The organism is Candidatus Abyssobacteria bacterium SURF_5, from assembly GCA_003598085.1.
Classification (GTDB): Bacteria; Abyssobacteria; SURF-5; order SURF-5; family SURF-5; genus SURF-5.
The window spans coordinates 36946-56231 of the sequence record QZKU01000127.1; the positions used below are offsets into that span (position 1 = coordinate 36946).

The 19286-nt window shown below is 57.3% G+C and carries 14 protein-coding genes; 8 read left to right on the forward strand and 6 right to left on the reverse strand.

The features are described 5' to 3' along the window. Positions 1 to 198: 198 nt before the first annotated feature. The 6 genes from C4520_18380 to C4520_18405 all read right to left on the reverse strand — a co-directional run bounded on the left by C4520_18380 (position 199) and on the right by C4520_18405 (position 9072). Positions 199 to 2091: a GNAT family N-acetyltransferase gene (locus C4520_18380; GenBank protein RJP16600.1), complete on the reverse strand. Its 1893-nt coding sequence runs from the start codon at positions 2089 to 2091 to the stop codon at positions 199 to 201. Next, positions 2088 to 4193 carry a CoA-binding protein gene (locus C4520_18385; GenBank protein ID RJP16601.1) on the reverse strand — a complete coding sequence of 702 codons (2106 nt, stop codon included), beginning with the start codon at positions 4191 to 4193 and terminating at the stop codon, positions 2088 to 2090. Before C4520_18385 ends, C4520_18380 begins: the two co-directional genes overlap by 4 nt. A 194-nt stretch (positions 4194 to 4387) precedes the next feature. Next, complete coding sequence (locus C4520_18390; GenBank protein RJP16602.1) at positions 4388 to 5629, reverse strand: MFS transporter; 1242 nt, start codon at positions 5627 to 5629, stop codon at positions 4388 to 4390. Between the two features lie 118 nt (positions 5630 to 5747). Further along, the gene (gene acs / locus C4520_18395) at positions 5748 to 7748 is read right to left on the reverse strand and encodes an acetate--CoA ligase (protein RJP16603.1); all 2001 of its coding nucleotides are present in this window, start codon (positions 7746 to 7748) and stop codon (positions 5748 to 5750) included. A 108-nt stretch (positions 7749 to 7856) separates the two neighbouring features. Next, positions 7857 to 8855: a response regulator gene (locus C4520_18400; protein RJP16604.1), complete on the reverse strand. Its 999-nt coding sequence runs from the start codon at positions 8853 to 8855 to the stop codon at positions 7857 to 7859. A 10-nt stretch (positions 8856 to 8865) separates the two neighbouring features. Further along, positions 8866 to 9072, reverse strand: a complete 207-nt coding sequence (locus C4520_18405; GenBank protein ID RJP16605.1) for a hypothetical protein — start codon at positions 9070 to 9072, stop codon at positions 8866 to 8868. A gap of 210 nt (positions 9073 to 9282) precedes the next feature. Between C4520_18405 and nuoE the strand changes: the two genes are divergently transcribed. From nuoE to hydG, 8 genes are all read left to right on the forward strand, one after another. Beyond that, positions 9283 to 9807, forward strand: a complete 525-nt coding sequence (gene nuoE / locus C4520_18410) for an NADH-quinone oxidoreductase subunit NuoE (GenBank protein RJP16606.1) — start codon at positions 9283 to 9285, stop codon at positions 9805 to 9807. Continuing rightward, positions 9804 to 12902, forward strand: coding sequence for an NADH-quinone oxidoreductase subunit NuoF (gene nuoF, locus C4520_18415; protein RJP16607.1), 3099 nt, complete (start codon positions 9804 to 9806; stop codon positions 12900 to 12902). Before nuoE ends, nuoF begins: the two co-directional genes overlap by 4 nt. Positions 12903 to 12930: 28 nt before the next feature. Continuing rightward, positions 12931 to 14658 (forward strand): ferredoxin, encoded by a 1728-nt coding sequence (locus C4520_18420; protein RJP16608.1) that lies wholly within the window; start codon positions 12931 to 12933, stop codon positions 14656 to 14658. A gap of 21 nt (positions 14659 to 14679) precedes the next feature. Next, positions 14680 to 15087: a response regulator gene (locus C4520_18425; protein RJP16609.1), complete on the forward strand. Its 408-nt coding sequence runs from the start codon at positions 14680 to 14682 to the stop codon at positions 15085 to 15087. Positions 15088 to 15201: 114 nt separating this feature from the next. Next, positions 15202 to 15591 (forward strand): sulfurtransferase TusE, encoded by a 390-nt coding sequence (locus C4520_18430; protein ID RJP16610.1) that lies wholly within the window; start codon positions 15202 to 15204, stop codon positions 15589 to 15591. Continuing rightward, positions 15401 to 15865, forward strand: a complete 465-nt coding sequence (locus C4520_18435) for a hypothetical protein (GenBank protein ID RJP16611.1) — start codon at positions 15401 to 15403, stop codon at positions 15863 to 15865. Before C4520_18430 ends, C4520_18435 begins: the two co-directional genes overlap by 191 nt. Before the next feature lie 26 nt (positions 15866 to 15891). Further along, positions 15892 to 17877, forward strand: coding sequence for a GAF domain-containing protein (locus C4520_18440; protein ID RJP16612.1), 1986 nt, complete (start codon positions 15892 to 15894; stop codon positions 17875 to 17877). Further along, positions 17874 to 19280 (forward strand): [FeFe] hydrogenase H-cluster radical SAM maturase HydG, encoded by a 1407-nt coding sequence (gene hydG / locus C4520_18445; protein RJP16613.1) that lies wholly within the window; start codon positions 17874 to 17876, stop codon positions 19278 to 19280. Before C4520_18440 ends, hydG begins: the two co-directional genes overlap by 4 nt. Positions 19281 to 19286 lie beyond the last annotated feature (6 nt).

Here is a 19286-nt window from a genome sequence, read left to right on the forward strand (position 1 = left end):
GAATTCGCTGCTTCAGCGGCCTGAAAAGGCAGGAAAATCTTCAATGATCCGCAGGAATCTTTTACATCTGTAAAGAAATCTGACAAGCCGGCTTATGGAAACACGAGAGCGACCTTTTCATCTTGAATGTCCGTCGAGAGCCGGTGGATCAAGGACAAAATTCGTGGCGGGGTTATTCGAAAAGAAGCGCGTTTTCATCTAATCGAAATCCAGATCAAAGGTATAGATACCTTCGCTGAGCGTGCTTCTCATCTTCAGGCCGCTCTTTTGCAGCAATGACTGCGCCGGTTTGTTTTCTCGCAGAACCTCGGCCGTAAATCCGCTTATCCCGTTGCGCCGCGCGATCGTTACCAGATACTTCAGCAGGAAACTCCCGATTCCACGCTTCTGCCAGCTATCGCGGACAAGCAGCGCGATTTCCGCCTTGTTGGTGCGTGGGTCCAGATAGTATCGGCCGATAGCGATGATTTCATCGCCGTGCGCCTCGGGGACCGTCCCCACGAGCGAAACATCGTTTCGACGGTTGATGTACGCGAAATCCTGCATCTGCCGCTGCGGGATGCGCTTCATATGGGACATGTAACGGTAGTACATCGCCTGCTGAGAAACCGCGTAAAACAAGTCCCTGATTCGCGGCTCGTCAGTCGGGTGTATCGGACGGAAGTTGATCTGAGTTCCGTCATCCAACAGCAGCGAGGTGCGCAAATCCTGGGGACCCAGCAGGAGCTTGCCGTCGGTATCACCCAACTCGCCCGCCAGCTCCGGACGGATATACTTCGCCTTTACCGCCTCCTGGAGCAGCTTTGCGCGAAAATCGGGATGCGAAATGCTGATCAGCGCAAGAGCGCGATCCTGAACGCTTTTCCCGTGAAGATATGCGATCCCGTATTCCGTCACGACGTAATGGACATCGCCCCGCGTTGTAACAACTCCCGCGCCCGCGCTCAAGTGAGTGACAATCCTTGAAACTTTGCCTTCCTGCGCCGTTGAAGGAAGCGCGATAATCGCTTTCCCGCCGGGCGCCCTGGCGGCGCCTCGATTGAAGTCGACCTGCCCGCCGATCCCGGAGAAAAACTTGGTGCCCAGCGAATCCGAACAGACCTGGCCGGTCAGGTCAACCTCGAGCGCAACATTGATGGCCACCATCTTATGCTGCTGCCCGATGACAAAAACATCATTCACATATTCGGTCGGGTGAAATGAGAAGAAGGGATTGTTGTCGATGTAGTCATAAAGCTTCCGGCTCCCCATGCAGAAGCTGGCAACAATTTTCCCGCGGTCTATCGACTTGCGTTTGCCCGTGACCGCGCCCGCCTCGATAAGATCGATCAAGGCGTCGGAGAACATCTCCGTATGAATTCCCAAATCCCTCTTCTCTCTGAGAAACTCGAGCACCGCCTGCGGAATCCGTCCGATCCCGAATTCGACCGTCGAGCCGTCCTCGATCAGAGCGGCGACGTATTCGCCGATCCTGCGCGTGACCTCGGTCGGCTGCGCCTGCGTGATCTCGTACAGCGGCTCGTCGACCGGCACCAGAATATCAAGATCATTAATATGAATAAAGCTGTCTCCCAGCGTCCGCGGCATTTGCGGGTTCACCTGCGCAATCACCAGAGCGGCGTTCTCGGCCGCGCTCTTCACGATGTCAACCGATATCCCCAGACTGCAGAGTCCCAGACGATCCGGCGGCGTCACCTGAATAAGCGCGGAATCAAGCGGCAATTGCCCCGATTTGAAAAGCTTCGGAATGTCGGAAAGGAATATCGGCGTGTAATCGCCCAGACCCTCCTGAATGATATTGCGCACGTTCTCGGCAATGAAGAAACTGTTCACCCGGAAATGCTCCGCCAGTTCTTTGTGCGCGTAGGGCGCTTCGCCAAAGGTGAGCAGGTGCACTATTTCCGTGTCGGCAAGCTCATTCGACCGGGCCGTCAGCGCGCGAACAAGCTCCTGCGGCGTCGCACAGCCCGTCCCGATAAACACTCGGTGACCGGGCATTATTTCAGCCACCGCTTCCTCGGCGGTGGCGATCATCGACCGGTACTTCTCCCGCCAATCAGGATCAAATACATATTTCCGTTGTTCCGTCATTGCCGAGCCTCTCTTTTCGATAAGATGATGCGCGCATCAGCAACAATGGGCTCAGTCCCGATCTCCCCGACGATCAGCGGGCTGATATCGAGCTCCTGTATCTGCGGGAAATCCGTCACCAGTTGACTTATCCGCTGAAGCCCGTTGGCGATGGCGCCCAGGTCTACGCCGGGCTGACCGCGCGTTCCTGTCAATAACGCATACGACCGGCTTTCCGACAGCATCTGCATCGCCTCCTGAGCCGTTATCGGAGCGAGATGAAACGAGACGTCTTTCATCACCTCCACAAAGATGCCGCCGAGCCCGAACATCAGCATGGGGCCGAACTGAGGGTCGCGATTCATTCCAAGGATTACTTCGCGGCCGGGAGGACACATCTTCTCGACGTAAACGCCCTCGAGCTCCACATCGGGCATTCGCTCGCGCACGCGCAGCAACATCAGGTCGCACGCATCGCGAACGTCTTCGGGGTTCGATAGCCGCAGCTTGATCCCGCCGATATCGGATTTGTGCACGATGTGGGGCGACACGATCTTCAATGCAACGGGATAGCCCATCCGATTCGCTATCTCAACAGCTTCACTCGCGCTCATCACCATGTGCCCTTCGGGAACGGTAAATCCATATGCCCGCAGAATCTCTTTTGTCTTCACCTCTCCCACGTACGTGCGGCCGGCTCGCAGCTGACGCGCAATAATCCGCTCCACCCGGCGCCGGTGAACCGGGAAACGCGTCACCACGCGAGGAGGACGCCGCCTCCAGGACGCATACTCGCAGAGCGCGCGAAGCGCGGCGACCGCGCGCTCAGGAGAAGGATAGTCCGGCAAATTCGAATTGAGCATCTCGCTCCGACCCGGCAGCTGCGCATCACTGCCGATAAAAGCAGCCAGAACGGGTTTATTCCCGCGGATGCACCCGGCAACGACGCGCGCCGTTTCGGAACAATTCGTCATAACCTTCGGCGTCAGGATGATAATGACCGCGTCAACCGCTTCATTATCCAATGCGGCGTTCACCGCATCCTCATACCGATCGCAATCAGCGTCTCCCAAAACATCTATGGGATTATCCGCGGTCACCGAATAAGGAGCCTTCCCGCGCAATGCGGTGGAAGAACCCCGTTGCGGAGAGGCCAGCGACAGGCCGCAATGCTCGACGGCGTCGGCCGCCAGAATGCCCGGGCCGTATGCATTACTGATAATTGCTATTCGATCACCTTTCGGGAGCGGCTGAGTGGCAAACGCGGCCGCATAATCAAGCAGTTTTTCAAAGCTGTCCGCCCGGATCACGCCCGAACGGTTAAACGCTGCGCCATATGCGATATCCGATCCGGCCAGACTGCCCGTGTGCGAGGAAGCGGCCTTCATTCCCGCGCGTGTAGTCCCTGCTTTCAGGATGACGACGGGCTTCATTGACGCAGCCGTCTCCGCCACTTTCACAAATTCATCGCCGGAACTGATGCTCTCAAGATATCCCACAATCACCCGGGTCTGCTCGTCCTCGGAGAATGCTTGAAGAAAATCGATTTCCGTCAGGTCCGCCCTGTTCCCGATCCCGACCATCTTCGCCAGCCCGAGATGGCTTCTCGATGCCCAATCCATTATGGCCGTGCACACTGCGCCGGATTGAGAGATAACCGATATCCCGCCTTCGTGAGGAAAATGGGGAATGATCGAAGCGTTCAGAGAGTTGCCCGTATTGATCAGGCCGGGACAGTTCGGCCCCAGAAGACGCACTTTTTTGGCGGCGCATATCTGCGCAATCCGGCTTTCAATCTCGGCGCCTTCAGGCGAGGCTTCTCGAAAACCGGCGGTTATCAGCGCTATCGCTTTGGCGCCCGCAAAAATCGCATCTTCAACCGCGGCCAGCACCGCGGGAACCGGAATTGCTATGACTGCAAGGTCTATGGGTATGCCGCACGTCCTGAGATTCTCACAGCACTTTATGCCCCGCACCCGATCGGCAAGCGGATTTACCGGCACGATGTTTCCCGCGTAACCGCAGTCGATCAGGTTCGCCAAAATGTCGTGACCGACTTTGCCGGGACTGCGCGAGGCGCCGATTACGGCAACGCTCTTGGGATACAGCAACGGTTCCAGCATATTCGTAGAATCTTTGTACCGCGGTTCCCGGGTTTGGCCCAGAAAAAAACCACCTCTTCCCCCTCCGGTGAACCGCAAAAATGTTATTATCCAGCAGATACAGGCGCTCGCCGAACAACCGCTCGAATTGTCAGCGGGTTCTTTAAGCTAAAAAGAATATATTCCGCCTTCCCACGCATGTCAAGCCAAGGGCATCACGCCGCCTTCAGACCCGGCGCCACCAGTTGTTCCTCATGCGGCGCTTTCGTTACGAAGGTCAGCGCGGCCGCAACAAGCATCACGAAACCGGCAATCACATAGGCCTGGTTAAACGAGCCGGTCGCGTCGAAAATCCTGCCGGATACGATCGGCAAAACGAGCCCGCCGACTCCCCACGCCGTGAAGACCAGGCCGTAGTTGACGCCGAAATTCTTCAGACCGTAATAGTCTTTTGTCGCCGACGGAAACAGCGACAGGCAGGCTCCGTAGTTGAAGCCGACGACCATCGAATAGGCGACCAGCATCGCCAACTGGTCCTGCAGGCGAAGCGTAAACATCAGGACCGCCTGCACCGCAAACACGATGAGCATTGTCGCGGTTCGACCGATCCTGTCCGAGAGCACCCCGGCAATCACGCGGCCGCCCGCATTGCCCACCGCAAGCAGCGCCACCAGGACGAATCCCGCCGTGGAACCGCTCTGCAGCTCCACGATCTTCGCCAGCTTCCCGATGATCATCAGACCTGCGCCCGCCCCGCATGCGAACATGAACCAAAGCAAGTAGAACTGCGGAGTCCGCATCATTGACAGCCAATCGTATTCGTGGACGGGAGCCGCGGGTATTCCCCTATGCACCATCGAAGCCGACGAAGCCGGAACGTATTCCTTGGGCGGATTGCGCAAGAACTGCGCGAGAACCACCACGACCAGAAGAAAAGCGATGCCGAAAATCCTCATGGCGACCTGGACGCCGAATGCCGCGATCAGATACCTGGCGAGAGGCGCCGCATACACTGACGCCAGACCGAATCCCGCCACCACAATCCCCGCTATCAGGCCCGTCCGCTCGCGCGGAAACCACTTGACGGCGGGTGGTGTCGCCGAGGCATACCCGAACCCGATCCCTGCTCCTGCCAACAAACCAAACCCCAGCACAAATACCGTGAGCGAAGTGCTCGCGCTCGCGAGCAAAAAGCCCAATCCGGTCAAAACACCGCCCATGGTCGCCACCTTGCGCGGGCCGATCTTATCCTGCATCCGCCCGGCAACCACCATGACAAGAGCGAAAACGATGCATGCAATCGAATAAGGGAGCGCTCGCTGAGCCTCGTTCCACCCCCATTCCTGCGGAATCGCTTTCGAGATGACACTCCACGTATAAAGAACCCCGAGAGCAAGGTTGATGCCTGTCCCGGAGAGAGCGACGGTCCATCCATAATTCCTGACGTTCTGATTCATGCCATCACCTCAAGACCGGCCCGTCGTCGGCCGGACTGGCGGCAATTGGTCGAATCCGCTTTCGCAACGGCAACCGCTGATTGCGCCGGTCCGCCACGACAGGAAAAAGCCGCTCCGGCTATTTTTTTTGCGCGGCTGCCTCGCCGCCTTTTTTTCCCTTCAGCAAGTTCTCCACAACCGAGGTGTCGGCCAGGGTCGTGGTATCACCGATCTGCTCACTGCCTTCGGCGATCTTGCGAAGGATTCGCCTCATGATCTTGCCGCTTCGCGTCTTCGGCAGACCCTCCGCGAACTGCAGTTCGTCGGGCGTCGCAATCGGACCGATCTCCTTCCTGACGTGCGCGATGAGCTGCTTCCTCATTGATTCCGAAGCTTCCACTCCCGCCTTCAACGTCACAAAAGCGTAAATACCCTGCCCCTTGATCTCATGCGGCATCGGGACAACGGCGGCCTCCGAGACGTTGGGGTGCGAGACCAGCGCGCTTTCAATCTCAGCGGTGCCCAGTCGATGTCCCGACACGTTGATGACGTCGTCGATCCGGCCCATCAGCCAGAAGTCGCCGTCTTCATCCTTTCTCGCGCCGTCACCCGTAAAATACAAACCGGGATACAACGTGAAATAGGTTTCCTTGAACCGCTTCGGATCGCCATAGACGCCACGCATCATCCCGGGCCACGGCCGCTTGATTATGAGATAGCCGCCCTCATTCGGCTTCGCCGGCGAGCCATCCTCTCGTATCACCTCGGCTTCGACTCCGAAAAACGGCTTGTTTGCGGAGGCCGGTTTCAGCGTGAAGGCGCCGGGCAGCGGCGTAATCAAAATGCCGCCGGTCTCGGTTTGCCACCAGGTATCCACGATCGGACATTTCCCCTTGCCGATCAGGTTGTAATACCACATCCAGGCTTCCGGATTGATCGGTTCGCCGACGGTTCCCAGCAGCCGCAAGCTGGACAGGTTGTTTCGCTTCGGCCACTCGTCGCCCTCCCTCATGATCGAGCGAATCGCCGTGGGGGCCGTATAGAAGATGTTGACCTTGTACTTGTCTATGATCTGCCAGAACCTGTCTCTCTCGGGATAGAACGGCACTCCTTCGTACATCACCGACGTCACGCCCTCGCAGAGAGGCCCGTACACGATGTAGCTGTGACCGGTCACCCAGCCGATGTCGGCCGTGCACCAGAAAACATCTTCGTCGCGATAGTCGAAGATGTACCGAAACGTCTGGGCCGCATACAGCAAATAGCCGGCGGTGGTATGAAGCACTCCCTTCGGTTTTCCTGTGCTGCCGCTGGTATAGAGAATGAAGAGCGGGTCCTCCGCGTCCATTATCTCCGGCTCGCATTCGTCTTTGATATCGGGCGCGTTCATCTCCTCGTGCCACCAGCTTTCCATTCCCGGCTTCATCGATACCTGTTTGAAGGTCCGATTCACCACGATCACCTTTTCAACCGACGGGCATTTCGTCAGCGCCTCATCTGCCGCCTTTTTCAGTTCGATGATCTTGCCGTTCCGGAAGCTGGCGTCGACGGTGATAAGCATCCTGGCGCCGCTGTCCTGGATGCGATCGCGCAACGCGTCGGCGCTGAACCCGCCGAATACCACGCTGTGAATCGCTCCAATCCGCGTGCACGCAAGCATCGCTATCGGGAGTTCCGGAATCATCGGCAAATAGATGCAGACGCGATCGCCCTTCTTTATCCCCTTCTTCTTCAGCACGTTCGCAAACCTGCACACCTCCCGATACAGTTGCTCGTAGGTGTACGACTTGTCCTCGCCCAGCGGCTCGCCTTCCCATTGAAGAGCGATCTTGTTCCTTCGCTTTGTCTTCAGATGTCGATCCAGACAGTTGTAGGAGACATTCAGTTTTCCGCCCTCAAACCACCTGCATTCCGTCGTCTCTGCATTCCAATAGTGGACGCGGTCCCATTTCCTGTACCAATCCAGACTCTCGGCCAGGCGGCCCCAGAACTGGTCCGGATTTTCCAGCGATTCCCGGTACAGCCGCTCATATTCCTCCTGCGATTTGATCCGCGCCTTCTCCTGGAATTCCTTTGGCGGCGGGAATTTCCGCTGCTCGTCCATCATCGAGGTGATGCCTTTTCCAGCTTTTGTATGCATATCCAGGCTCCTTGTGTATGTCTTTCCTTCAAAGAAACCGCTGCCACACTACATACAATATCATAACCACAAAAGAACCGCCTCACAAGGTTCAATAGCAGCCCCGTTTCAGCCGATGATATTGGCCATCTCAAACATCAGGTCCTTTTCGCGGATCACCCCGATTACCTTATCCTCGTCCATCACGAGCAGCCTCCTGACGTTCAGGGAAAGGAGCCGGTTTGTCGCCTCCAGCAGATCCGCGTCCGCATCGATCGAGGGCGGTTTATCCAGCATCAACTCGCGGACTTTCTTTTTGCCGAGCTCATGCACCATGTTCGAAAATATCTGCCCGTGAGTCCGACCCGATTCCGAAACAATCAGCGAAGGCCGCTCCGACAGCAGGCGCAGATAGGTCGACTCGAGCCCCTGCAGAAAATCGGTAAAGCTGATTATCCCAATGATCTTGTCCGCCCGATCGCGGACCAGCACGCACCGGTGAACACCTTCATCTACGGTGGTCGTAATCACTGTCTTGCTGCCGATCACCACTTCAATCGGCTCTTCCTCGACCGAATCGGTGACAATGGTTTTCTGTCCGAGCAGTATTGCAATAGCCTCGGCAATCGTCCAGTCGTCCCGCACAGACCCAAAGGAACTGAGAGAAACCATGATGTCTCTCACGCGGCGCTCCTTCTCATACGTTCCCTTCTTCTTGTGGTAGGCTTCTCTGATCTTCACCGCGATCAAGTCGATGTCGCAGGGCTTCACCAGGTAGGCAAACGCCCCATGGCGGAGGCCGAAGGTAACCGATTCCGACGAACCGTATCCCGTGAGAATGATCACCTGGATATCGGGCCGTATCTTCTTCAGCGAATAAAGCACCTCATTCCCATCCATCCCCGGCATTTTCAGATCGAGAAGAATGACGTCGAAGCTCTCTTTCTTCACCGCTGCAATGGCCTCTGAGCCGGATGCGGCCGTCTGAATATTGAACCCGCGCTTCCTGAAGAGAGACTTTGCGTTGGCTCGAAAGTTCTCCTCATCGTCCACCAGCAGGACATGTATTTCGTGGGTCTCCTGTGTCTTCTGCATGATGATGCTCCTTTCCGGCCTCCAGCGGCGCATATGAAGACCGTCAACCCATGCCCGTTTTGACGGCAATTTCTGTGCCGAGTTTTGCGAAAAGAAAAACCCCTTTCTTTTCGCACCTCAATCCCGGCGGATCGAAGAACTCCCGCGCTCCCGGTTGACGGGAATCTTTACATTTGTAAAGAAAACCGACGATTTCGCGCCGCCCCGCGGCGACGGTGATGCAATCTCTGCTTTCCCGATCTGGCGACATCGATAATCGCGCACTTGTCTGAGTTTGCTTATCGTTTCACCGCACGCGGCGCCGCCGCTTCCGACCACTGCCGCCCGTGATTTGATTCGGCATAGTTGTTGCTCCTAGATTGTTTAACGCATTGTGTCATAACGGGATTGTCGAAACAACCCTTTCCGGTTGTCCCAAAAGAGGGTATGTTGCTTCTGCTGACCTCTAAGGAGATAAACCATGAAGTGCGAATGTGCTTGCGAAATGATACCCGATGAATTTACCGAGGAGCAATGGAAACGTGTCGATGAGGTTATCGCACGTTACCGCAACAAACCCGGCGCCCTGATTCCTGTGCTCGAAACGGTGCAGGGAATCACGGGTTACCTCCCGGAGTCCGTGCAGCGGCGCGTGGCAAGAGGCCTGAACATCCCGCTCTCACAAGTATATGGCGTCGTCACATTCTACTCGTTCTTCACCATGAAGCCCCGCGGCAGACACCAGGTGCGCGTGTGCCTGGGAACCGCCTGCCATGTCAGGGGATCCCACAGGGTGCTCCGCGATATGGAGCAAAAACTGGGAATCGAGCCAGGCGAATGCACCGACGACAGGGAATTCAGCCTCGATATAGTCCGCTGCGTGGGCGCGTGCGGCTTGGCGCCCGTCATGGTTGTTGACGATGACACGCATAAACAGGTAAAGGTGGCCAGGCTCGATCAGATTCTGGATAAGTACCGCCGGCCCGCCGAGGAGCAGAAACCATGACAAAGAAGAACATCACCACTACCGATCTGATACGCATAAAAGACGAGGTCGCGAAAGAAAGAAAAAAATATCGCCTCAGCGCCATGGTGTGCGGAGGCACCGGATGCCACGCCGGCGGGAGCAAAGCAGTCATCAGCGCCCTCCAGGAAGAAGTCCGGAAAAAGGGACTCGCTCAAGAAGTGATGGTGGTACAGACCGGGTGCAACGGCTTCTGCGCCATGGGGCCGGTCATGACCGTCCTTCCGGAATCAATTTTTTATCAGAAGCTTGCCCCCGAAGACATGGCGGAAGTGGTCGAACAACATTTCCTGAAAGGGCGCCCCGTCAAGCGCCTCATGTACGTTGACCCGGTAACCGGAGCCATCATCCCGCGGCTCGACGACATTCCTTTCTTTGCCAATCAGCAATTGCGGGTGCTCCACAACAAGGGCATGATCGACCCCGAAAAGATTGAGGATTACATCTGGCGCGACGGCTACATTGCCGCCGCCAAAGCCCTGCTCGAAATGGGTCCCCGCGAGATAATCAACGAAGTGAAACTCTCGGCCATCCGCGGGCGGGGAGGAGCCGGATTCCCCACAGGCGTTAAATGGGAATTTTGCGCTAATTCCAAGGGAGACATAAAGTACGTGCTCTGCAATGCGGACGAGGGCGATCCCGGCGCCTTCATGGACCGTAGCGTAATGGAGGCCGATCCCCATTCCATTCTGGAAGGAATGATCATCGCCGCAAAAGCGATCGGCTCGCACCAGGGCTATATCTATTGCCGCGCCGAATATCCGCTTGCGGTGCGACGGCTCACTATCGCAATCGATCAGGCGCGCGAACTCGGCCTGTTGGGCAAAAACATTCTCGGATCGGCTTTCGATTTCGACGTCGAGATCTACCAGGGAGCCGGCGCATTTGTGTGCGGCGAAGAAACCGCCCTCATGACTTCCATCGAGGGACGCCGCGGCATGCCGCGCCCGCGCCCCCCCTTCCCGGCCATTTCCGGACTGTGGAAAAAACCGACCATCCTGAATAACGTTGAAACCTTTGCCAATATCCCGCAGATCATCCTCGAGGGCGGCGACAAATACGCGAAAATCGGAACCGAATCCTCGAAGGGCACGAAGATATTCGCGTTGACCGGCAAAGTCAACAATATCGGATTAGTCGAGGTGCCTATGGGCACCTCCATCGGACAAATCATCTTCGACATCGGCGGAGGCATCCCCGGCGGCAAAAACTTCAAAGCCGCCCAGCTCGGTGGACCCTCCGGAGGATGCATCCCCGCCGAGCATCTGAACCTGCCGACGGATTATGAGGCCATCACCCGGGCCGGCGCTATCATGGGATCGGGCGGATTGATCGTCATGGACGAGGACAACTGCATGGTGGACATGGCCCGCTATTTCATGGATTTCTGTCAGGACGAATCCTGCGGCAAGTGCACCCCATGCAGGATAGGCACCAAGCGGATGCTCGAAATCCTCCAGCGCATCTGCAAGGGAGAAGGCCGGCAGGGCGACATCGAACTGCTCGAGGAACTCGCAGGCGCCATCAAGGACACCGCCCTTTGCGGCCTCGGACAAACGGCTCCCAATCCCGTTCTGAGCACGATCAGGTATTTCCGCCATGAATATGAGGCTCATATCCGCGACAAACACTGCGCCGCCGCCGTCTGCTCCGCCTTGTTCAAGAGCCCGTGCCAGCATACGTGCCCCATCGAGATGGACATCCCCGAGTACGTCGCTCTCGTCCGCGCCGAACGGATCGACGACGCCTATACGGTCCTCAAGCGAACCAACCCGTTCCCCAGCGTCTGCGGCCGCGTTTGCGGGCATCCGTGCCAGTCGAAATGCAGGCGCGGTCAGCTCGACGAACCTGTCGCAATCAAGTTCCTCAAGCGTTACGTAGCCGATAATGCCAGGAGGCCGGCCGTCGAACCGATTCCCGTAACCCAAAAGGAGCGCGTCGCAATCGTAGGGGCGGGACCGTCCGGCCTTACGGCCGCGCTCGAACTGAAGAAACGAGGATATGCCGTCACCGTCTTTGAAGAACTCCCGTACGCGGGCGGAATGCTCCGCTGGGGCATCCCGGCGTATCGCCTCCCCCGCGAAGTTCTTGACAGGGAAATCAAGGATATTATTGACACCGGCGTCCAGTTGCGGCTGAACACGCGAATCGGACGCGAAATCAGCTTCGAGGAACTGGAGCGCGAGTATGACATGATCTACCTCGCGATCGGGGCCCACAAGAGCCTCTCGCTCAATATTCCCGGAGAGGATACCGAGGGCGTATTCGGGGCGGTCGAACTGCTGAGAATTCACAACCTGGATCGACCGGTCAAGATCGGTAAACGCGCGGCGGTCATCGGCGGCGGCAACTCGGCCATCGACTCCGCCCGAACCGCGATCCGGCTGGGAGCCGAAAACGTAACCATTTACTATCGCCGTGAGCGAAAAGACATGCCCGCTCAGGAGGCCGAAATAAGAGCCGCCGAGGAAGAGGGCGTCCACCTCGAGTATCTGGCGGCTCCCGTGGCCGTTAAGTCCAAGAACGGCAGAGTGTCCGGCCTCGAGCTTGCGCGCATGAAGCTGGGCCTCTTTGATCGCTCCGGGCGCAAACGTCCCGAGCCGATTAAAGGCTCCGAGTTTACCGCCGAAGTCGACACCGTCATCGCCGCAATCAGTCAATCCGTCGACCTCGATTTCGTTAATGGGGACAGCGCAATTCAAATCGAGCGAGGAGCAATCAAAATAAATTCGAATCTGCAGACCGGCAACCCAAAGGTATGGGCGGGCGGAGACGCAGTCACCGGACCCGCCATGGTGATCGACGCAATCCGGGCAGGGCGCGATGCGGCCATCCGCATCGACACCGCCCTCCGGACGGCAAACGGACAAAGACCGTGGGTCGCGCCGTCCGATGGAGCCATCGACATCCCGCTCCAGATCGATGAGGAAGTTGTCGAGAAGCCGCAGGCGGCAATGCCCGGGGAACCGGCTATCGAGCGGAAGAGAGATTTCCGCGAAGTCGAACTCGGCTACACCTCGAGGCTCGCTGTCGAAGAGGCGCGCCGCTGCATGCGGTGTGACGCCAAAATCGATTGAATGGCGATATCGATAAAGGAGATCAGGAATGGTTACGCTGACAATAGATAATCGTGAGGTGAAGGTTCCCGAAGGGACCCCCATCCTCGAGGCGGCGCGCTCGATCGGTATTCGCATACCCACCCTGTGCGCGCTCCCCGAGATTAATCATACGCCCGGCGCATGTCGCGTGTGCGTGGTCGAAGTCGATCGAAGCCGAACCCTCGTCGCCTCCTGCGTCTATCCGGTGGCCGAGGGCATGAAGGTGAAAACTAACTCGGAGCGCGTGCGCCGGGCGCGCCGGAGCGTGGTCGAATTCCTCCTGTCCGACCATCCCGCCGATTGCAACATCTGCCAGAAACACGAACACTGTGAGCTGCAGGCGGTGGCCGAGCTCGTCGGCGTGCGAACCATACGCGTCCCCCGTACCATATTCAATTCGCGCCAAGTCGACGACTCCTCTCCTTCGCTCGTTCGTGATTCCTCCAAATGCGTCAACTGTGTCAGGTGCGTCGCCGTCTGCGCGGAAGTGCAGGGAGTCAGCCTGCTGACTCCCGAGGGACGCGGATTTGAATCGAAGGTCGTGCCCGCAATGAACGCTAACCTTGCGGATTCAGCGTGCACCTACTGCGGGCAATGCTCGGTCGTGTGCCCGACCGGCGCCATCATCGAACACGATGATACTGATAAAGTGTTCGCCGCGCTCGAAGACCCGTCAAAGCATGTGATCGTGCAGGAGGCGCCGGCGATACGAGCCGCGCTCGGCGAGGAATTCGGAATGCCGCCGGGAACGCTCGTCACCGGCAAAATGATAGCCGCTCTCCGAAGGCTCGGCTTCGACAGAATCTTCGATACCAACTTCACCGCCGATCTGACTATTATCGAGGAGGGCAACGAGTTGCTCAAGCGGGTCAAGACCGGCGGAAAACTCCCGATGATAACGTCGTGCAGCCCCGGCTGGATCAAGTTCATCGAGCATTTCTATCCATCGCTCCTTCCGCATCTCAGCACCTGCAAGTCGCCCCAGCAAATGTTCGGAGCGTTGGCCAAAACGTATTACCCAAAACTCACCGGCATCGACCCGAAGGACATCTTTGTCGTCTCTATCATGCCCTGCACCGCAAAGAAATATGAGGCTTCGCGGCCGGAAATGTGCTCGTCGGGATATCGCGACGTCGATGCCGTCCTTACCACGCGCGAACTCGGCCGCATGATCCGGCAGGCCGGAATCGATTTCGTGAATCTGCCGGACGAGCCGTACGATCCTCCCATGGGGCAATACACCGGCGCCGGCACCATTTTCGGCGCCACCGGCGGCGTCATGGAGGCCGCGCTGCGAACCGTCTACGCCGTCGTCTGCGGCCACAACATGCCGAGCCTCGACATCATGCCGGTCCGTGGCCTTGAGGGCGTGAAAGAAGCCGCCATGCAGGTCGGCCCTCTCGGCGAGGTCCGCGTCGCTGTCGCTCACGGCCTCGGCAATGCGCGCAAATTGCTGGATAAGGTGATGGACGGCTCCGCAAATTATCATTTCATAGAGATCATGGCCTGTCCCGGCGGGTGCGTCGGCGGCGGCGGACAGCCGCTTCCCGTGAGCAATGAAAAGCGCAGCCTGCGAGCGCAGGCGCTGTACGTCGACGACGCCGAAGTCCAGCAACTCCGGCAATCGCACGAGAATCCGGCCGTTAAAGAGCTGTATGAGAAATTTCTGAAAGAACCGCTCGGTGCAATGTCTCACAAACTGCTCCACACACACTACGTCGAGCGCGACTTTTAAGCTTCACAAAGGAGGGTACGCATGGCTACCAATGGCAACATTCTCCTGGTCGACGACGACCGGGATATCCGGGACGCTATCCAGATCATCCTGGAGAAGCACGGCTACAAGGTTCAGACCGCTGCAAACGGACGCGAAGCGCTCGCGGCTCTGAAAGCCAAGCTCCCCGATCTCATGATCCTGGACATCATGATGAGCACCGACACCGAGGGATTCGACCTGGCATTCGAATTGAGGGGAAAACCCGAATACGAAAATCTGCCGATCATAATGCTGACCAGTTTCCTCGAAAAGGTCAGGGGCGAGGGCCCCGACAAGTTCCAGCACATCCTCGGTGAGGAGTGGCCGGCGAAGTGGCTGTTCGAGAAGCCCGTCGATACAAAAAAGCTTCTGGACAAGATACAGGCGATTTTGGCCGAGGCTTCCTGAGAACGACTGCGCTCAGAGTCCGTGGGCGGATCTAAAAACCGTTTCCGACCGCGAACGCTTGGCACGAACTCTTTCGCTTCTCGAGGACAGCCTCCTGTAGAGGAGGCGAAACCTATGAAAACCGTGACGTACGGCAAGAGAAAATATCAGGTGGATGAAGGCGGCTTCCTCCTGAACCGCGACGGGTGGGACGAATTCTTTTCCGAAGGCCTCGCGCCTGACCTCAAGATCCCGCTCCTCACAAAGGAGCATTGGCAGGTGATTCACTTCATCCGAAAAACGTGCAGACAGGAAGGCAGGTGCCCGCTGGTCTATGAAACCTGCAGGGCCAACGACCTGCGCCTCAAGGACCTCCAAAGACTTTTCCCAACCGGCTATCAAAGAGGAGCCTGCAAATTGGCGGGCATCACCTACAGGGATGCCTATCCGGAATACGTGCTTATCCCTGCGGGGGGGGTCCTCCCAAGCGCCTGTTTCAGAGATACCATCCACCAAAACGTATGAAGTGGACGTACACGGCTTCCTCGTCGACCCCGATCAATGGGACGAACGATATGCCTTCATCAAATCTCTTGAAATGGGCTATGTGCGTGGACTGACAGAGCGGCATTGGGAAATCATCTACTTCATTCGCGACAGCTTCCGCAAAAATGGAGTGGTGCCGACGGTATATGAAGTCTGTGAAGCTAACCGTCTTGAACTGGAACAGCTCGAGAAGCTCTTTCCGCATGGATATCATCGAGGCGCGGTCAAGCTTGCAGGGCTGAAAATACCCTGAGTCCCCCAGTGGGCAAGGTGGTTCGTGTGCTCTATACGATGCTGCTGAGAGCAATCAGCGTCCTTTCCTTTCGAACGTTCACCCAAGGGGTGCGAGAACTGGAGAGATTTCATCATCGGATCGAGACGACCACCTTGCCCATCCCCGAAGAACTCAACAAGCGCAAGCGGATCATCCTCGGTGAGCTGAGAGAACGAACATTGTGGTTCATCTCTCTGAGATGGTGGGTGCCTCCCAGCATAGCGGCGGCCTGCGCCGCAGGCTCGCTCGCGAAGGTGCAATTTGCCGCTCTGCCCGTTCTGGCTGTGGCCTTATTCATTCTCGCCTATAACGGCCTCTTCTATGCCCACAGCAAATTGATGCAACAACAACTGGAATGGCAGCCGGAGCTCGTGCAGCGCTTTACTCATTGTCAGGTTGCACTCGATTACACCGCCATGTTTCTGCTCATCCACTTCACGGGCGGCGCTTCGAGCCCTCTCATCTTCTTCTTTATTTTCCACATCATATTCGCTTCTATCCTGCTGCGCCCGCTGACCGCTTACGGCTTCGCCTCGCTTGCCGCCGTCGGTATGACGATAATATCCGCGGCCGAATACCAGGGCTGGCTGCGGCAGTATCCGGTGATATACCGCGAAAACTTTATCAATCTGATCGATTCGCCGTTCCACCTGCTGGTTACCCTCGGCTTTTTCAGCATGTCCGTCTTTATCACCGCTTTCCTGACCACCGCCATTATGATCATGCTGCGCAAGCGCATCGTGAGCCTGGCCGAACTTTCCGAAAGGTTGACCGACCTCAACAAGAAGCTCAACAGCCTGTACATGATGACCCAGACCATCCTCTCAACTCCTCGCCTCGATCAGGTGCTCGGCAAGGTCGTTACGGAATTGGCGCAGGTCATGAACGTGCAGGGCAGTTCGGTGAAATTGCTCAGCGAGGACGGAAAACAGCTTCGATACGCGGCCGTCCACGGACTGCCCGTCGAATGGACCAACAACAAAGTGGTGGAAGTCGACAAAAGCCCTTTGAACCGGCGCATCATTGAGGGAGAACCGTTCGTTACCGGACATGCAACCCAGCGCGAGATGTTTCAGTTCGGCGAAGACCTCGTCGCCGCGCAGTTGCAATCCGTCCTTTTCGTGCCGCTCATGGTCGAAAAACGCGTCACCGGAATTCTCGGAGCATACTGCAGGCTCCATGATCGCTTTCATGAGGAAGACGTGGAATTTTTCCGGCAGTCGGCCGGACTGGTGGCCGTCGCTCTCGAGAACGCCCGCGCCTACGAAGCTGTGGAAAAGCTTCTGCGGGATCGCTCCTGGTTCATGATGAGGGTCGCCCACAATCTGCGCGCGCCCGTGTCGGCCATCGCCAGCATCCTCGACGTCGTCAGGAGCGGCTACCTAGGCGAATTGAACCCCGATCAAAATGAATATCTGCGGCGCGTGGACCGCAGGGCCCGCACAATGCTCCAGATAATCGAAGAACTTATGATCCTTGCCACCAGCTCCAGACAGGAGCGAGCGTTGGCGTTCGCTTCAATCGACGTGATTGAGCTCGCCCGGAGAATCCGGCGCACGTTTCAGGATGAGGCCGCGCAAAAAGGCCTCTCATTTGCCGTTACGGTCCCCGATCAGGCGCCGGCTATCCGCGGCGACTTCGAAATGATCGAGCAGATGCTCGAAAATCTCATCTCCAACGCGATCAAGTACTCGCCGGCCGGAGGAAATGTCAACGTCGTCTTCTCGCTCACGAATAACGACACGGTCAGGATCGAAGTCAGCGACAATGGAATCGGAATTCCCAAAGCCGATATGCCGCGCCTGTTCTCCGAATTCTTTCGCGCCGAAAACGCGCGCTCCATTGAAGAACACGGCACCGGTCTCGGACTCGCGATTGTCAAGGAGATCGTGGAACAACATGAAGGACGAATCCTTGTGGAGAGTGAAGAAGGATTTGGCACTATCTTTGTAGTGCATCTTCCTGTTGCTCGCAAGGAGGAAAAACAATGATCACCAGCACTAAAACCACAAATGAGTCTTTCATAGACGAGGTCGCAATACTGGAAGGCCTCGAAGCCGGCGAGCGCTCAGACGCCGGCCGCGTTCGAGACGCCATCGATAAGGCGCTTGATTTGCATGGGCTGAACCTCGAAGAAGTCGCAACCCTGCTTCAATGCGAAGAGCCGGAACTGTGCGAAGAGATGTTCGGCGCCGCCCGCAAAGCCAAGGAGTCAATATACGGCAAGCGTCTCGTCCTGTTCGCGCCGCTCTATATCTCGAATTTCTGCCAGAACAATTGCCTCTACTGCGCGTTTCGCTCAACGAATCTGAACGTGAGACGCAGGGCGCTGACACAGCAGGAGATTGCCGCCGAAATTCGCACCCTCGAGAAGATGGGACATAAACGGATCCTGCTCGTCTCCGGGGATGCGCCTTCCCGCAACAACCTGGACTATATCTGCGAGTCGATCCAGACCATATACGAAACCCGGTGCGATCGCGGCGAGATCCGGCGAGTGAACGTAAACATCGCACCCCTGAGCGTCGAGGAATTCCGGAGGTTGCACGCTAGCAAAATAGGAACGTACCAACTGTTCCAGGAAACCTACCACATCGGCGCCTATCGGAAAATGCACGTCTCCGGCTCGAAGACGGACTACCACTGGCGGCTCAATGCGGTCGGCCGCGCGTTTGAGGCGGGCATTAATGACGTCGGAGTCGGCGTCCTTTTCGGACTCTATGATTACCGCTTTGAGGTGCTCGCGCTGCTCCAGCACATTCGACACCTCGAACTCGTCTATGGAGTCGGGCCGCATACCATCAGCGTTCCCCGCATCGAGCCGGCCGAAGGCTCCACCGTGGCGTCCAATCCGCCGTATCCGGTTTCCGACGAAGCCTTCAAAAAAATCGTGGCGATACTTCGCCTTGCGGTTCCCTACACCGGAATGATCATGAGCACCCGCGAGACGCCCGAGATGCGAGCGATAACCTTCGGGTTGGGCATTTCCCAAATCAGCGCCGCCAGCCGCACCGATCCCGGCGGCTATTCGGAAGGCGATCGGGTGACCGCGCAGTTCCAATTGGGTGATCACCGCAGCGTCGATGAGGTTATCCATGACCTGGTGCAGATGGGATACATCCCTTCCTTCTGCACCGCCTGCTACAGGCTCGGACGGACCGGGCAGGACTTCATGGACCTGGCCAAGCCCGGCCTCATCAAGCTGTATTGCCTGCCGAACGCCATTCTGACATTCAAGGAATACCTTGAAGATTATGCGAGTGAGACAACACGGGCAGCCGGCCTCTCAGCCATAGAGAAACACCTCGAGGATATCCCGTCCAAGCAACGATATGCCGAAGCCCGCAAAAGGCTCCTGAGAATCGAACGGGGTGAACGAGATATCTATTTCTGATTCGAT

Bases quoted from the DNA above. Each gene is read 5' to 3' on its own strand.
- C4520_18420 (RJP16608.1), top strand. From the start codon at position 12,931: ATGGTTACGCTGACAATAGATAATCGTGAGGTGAAGGTTCCCGAAGGG.
- C4520_18385 (RJP16601.1), bottom strand. From the start codon at position 4,193: ATGCTGGAACCGTTGCTGTATCCCAAGAGCGTTGCCGTAATCGGCGCC.
- C4520_18425 (RJP16609.1), top strand. From the start codon at position 14,680: ATGGCTACCAATGGCAACATTCTCCTGGTCGACGACGACCGGGATATC.
- nuoE (RJP16606.1), top strand. From the start codon at position 9,283: ATGAAGTGCGAATGTGCTTGCGAAATGATACCCGATGAATTTACCGAG.
- C4520_18380 (RJP16600.1), bottom strand. From the start codon at position 2,091: ATGACGGAACAACGGAAATATGTATTTGATCCTGATTGGCGGGAGAAG.
- C4520_18405 (RJP16605.1), bottom strand. From the start codon at position 9,072: ATGTCGCCAGATCGGGAAAGCAGAGATTGCATCACCGTCGCCGCGGGG.
- hydG (RJP16613.1), top strand. From the start codon at position 17,874: ATGATCACCAGCACTAAAACCACAAATGAGTCTTTCATAGACGAGGTC.
- acs (RJP16603.1), bottom strand. From the start codon at position 7,748: ATGCATACAAAAGCTGGAAAAGGCATCACCTCGATGATGGACGAGCAG.
- nuoF (RJP16607.1), top strand. From the start codon at position 9,804: ATGACAAAGAAGAACATCACCACTACCGATCTGATACGCATAAAAGAC.
- C4520_18390 (RJP16602.1), bottom strand. From the start codon at position 5,629: ATGAATCAGAACGTCAGGAATTATGGATGGACCGTCGCTCTCTCCGGG.
- C4520_18430 (RJP16610.1), top strand. From the start codon at position 15,202: ATGAAAACCGTGACGTACGGCAAGAGAAAATATCAGGTGGATGAAGGC.
- C4520_18400 (RJP16604.1), bottom strand. From the start codon at position 8,855: ATGCGCCGCTGGAGGCCGGAAAGGAGCATCATCATGCAGAAGACACAG.
- C4520_18435 (RJP16611.1), top strand. From the start codon at position 15,401: ATGAAACCTGCAGGGCCAACGACCTGCGCCTCAAGGACCTCCAAAGAC.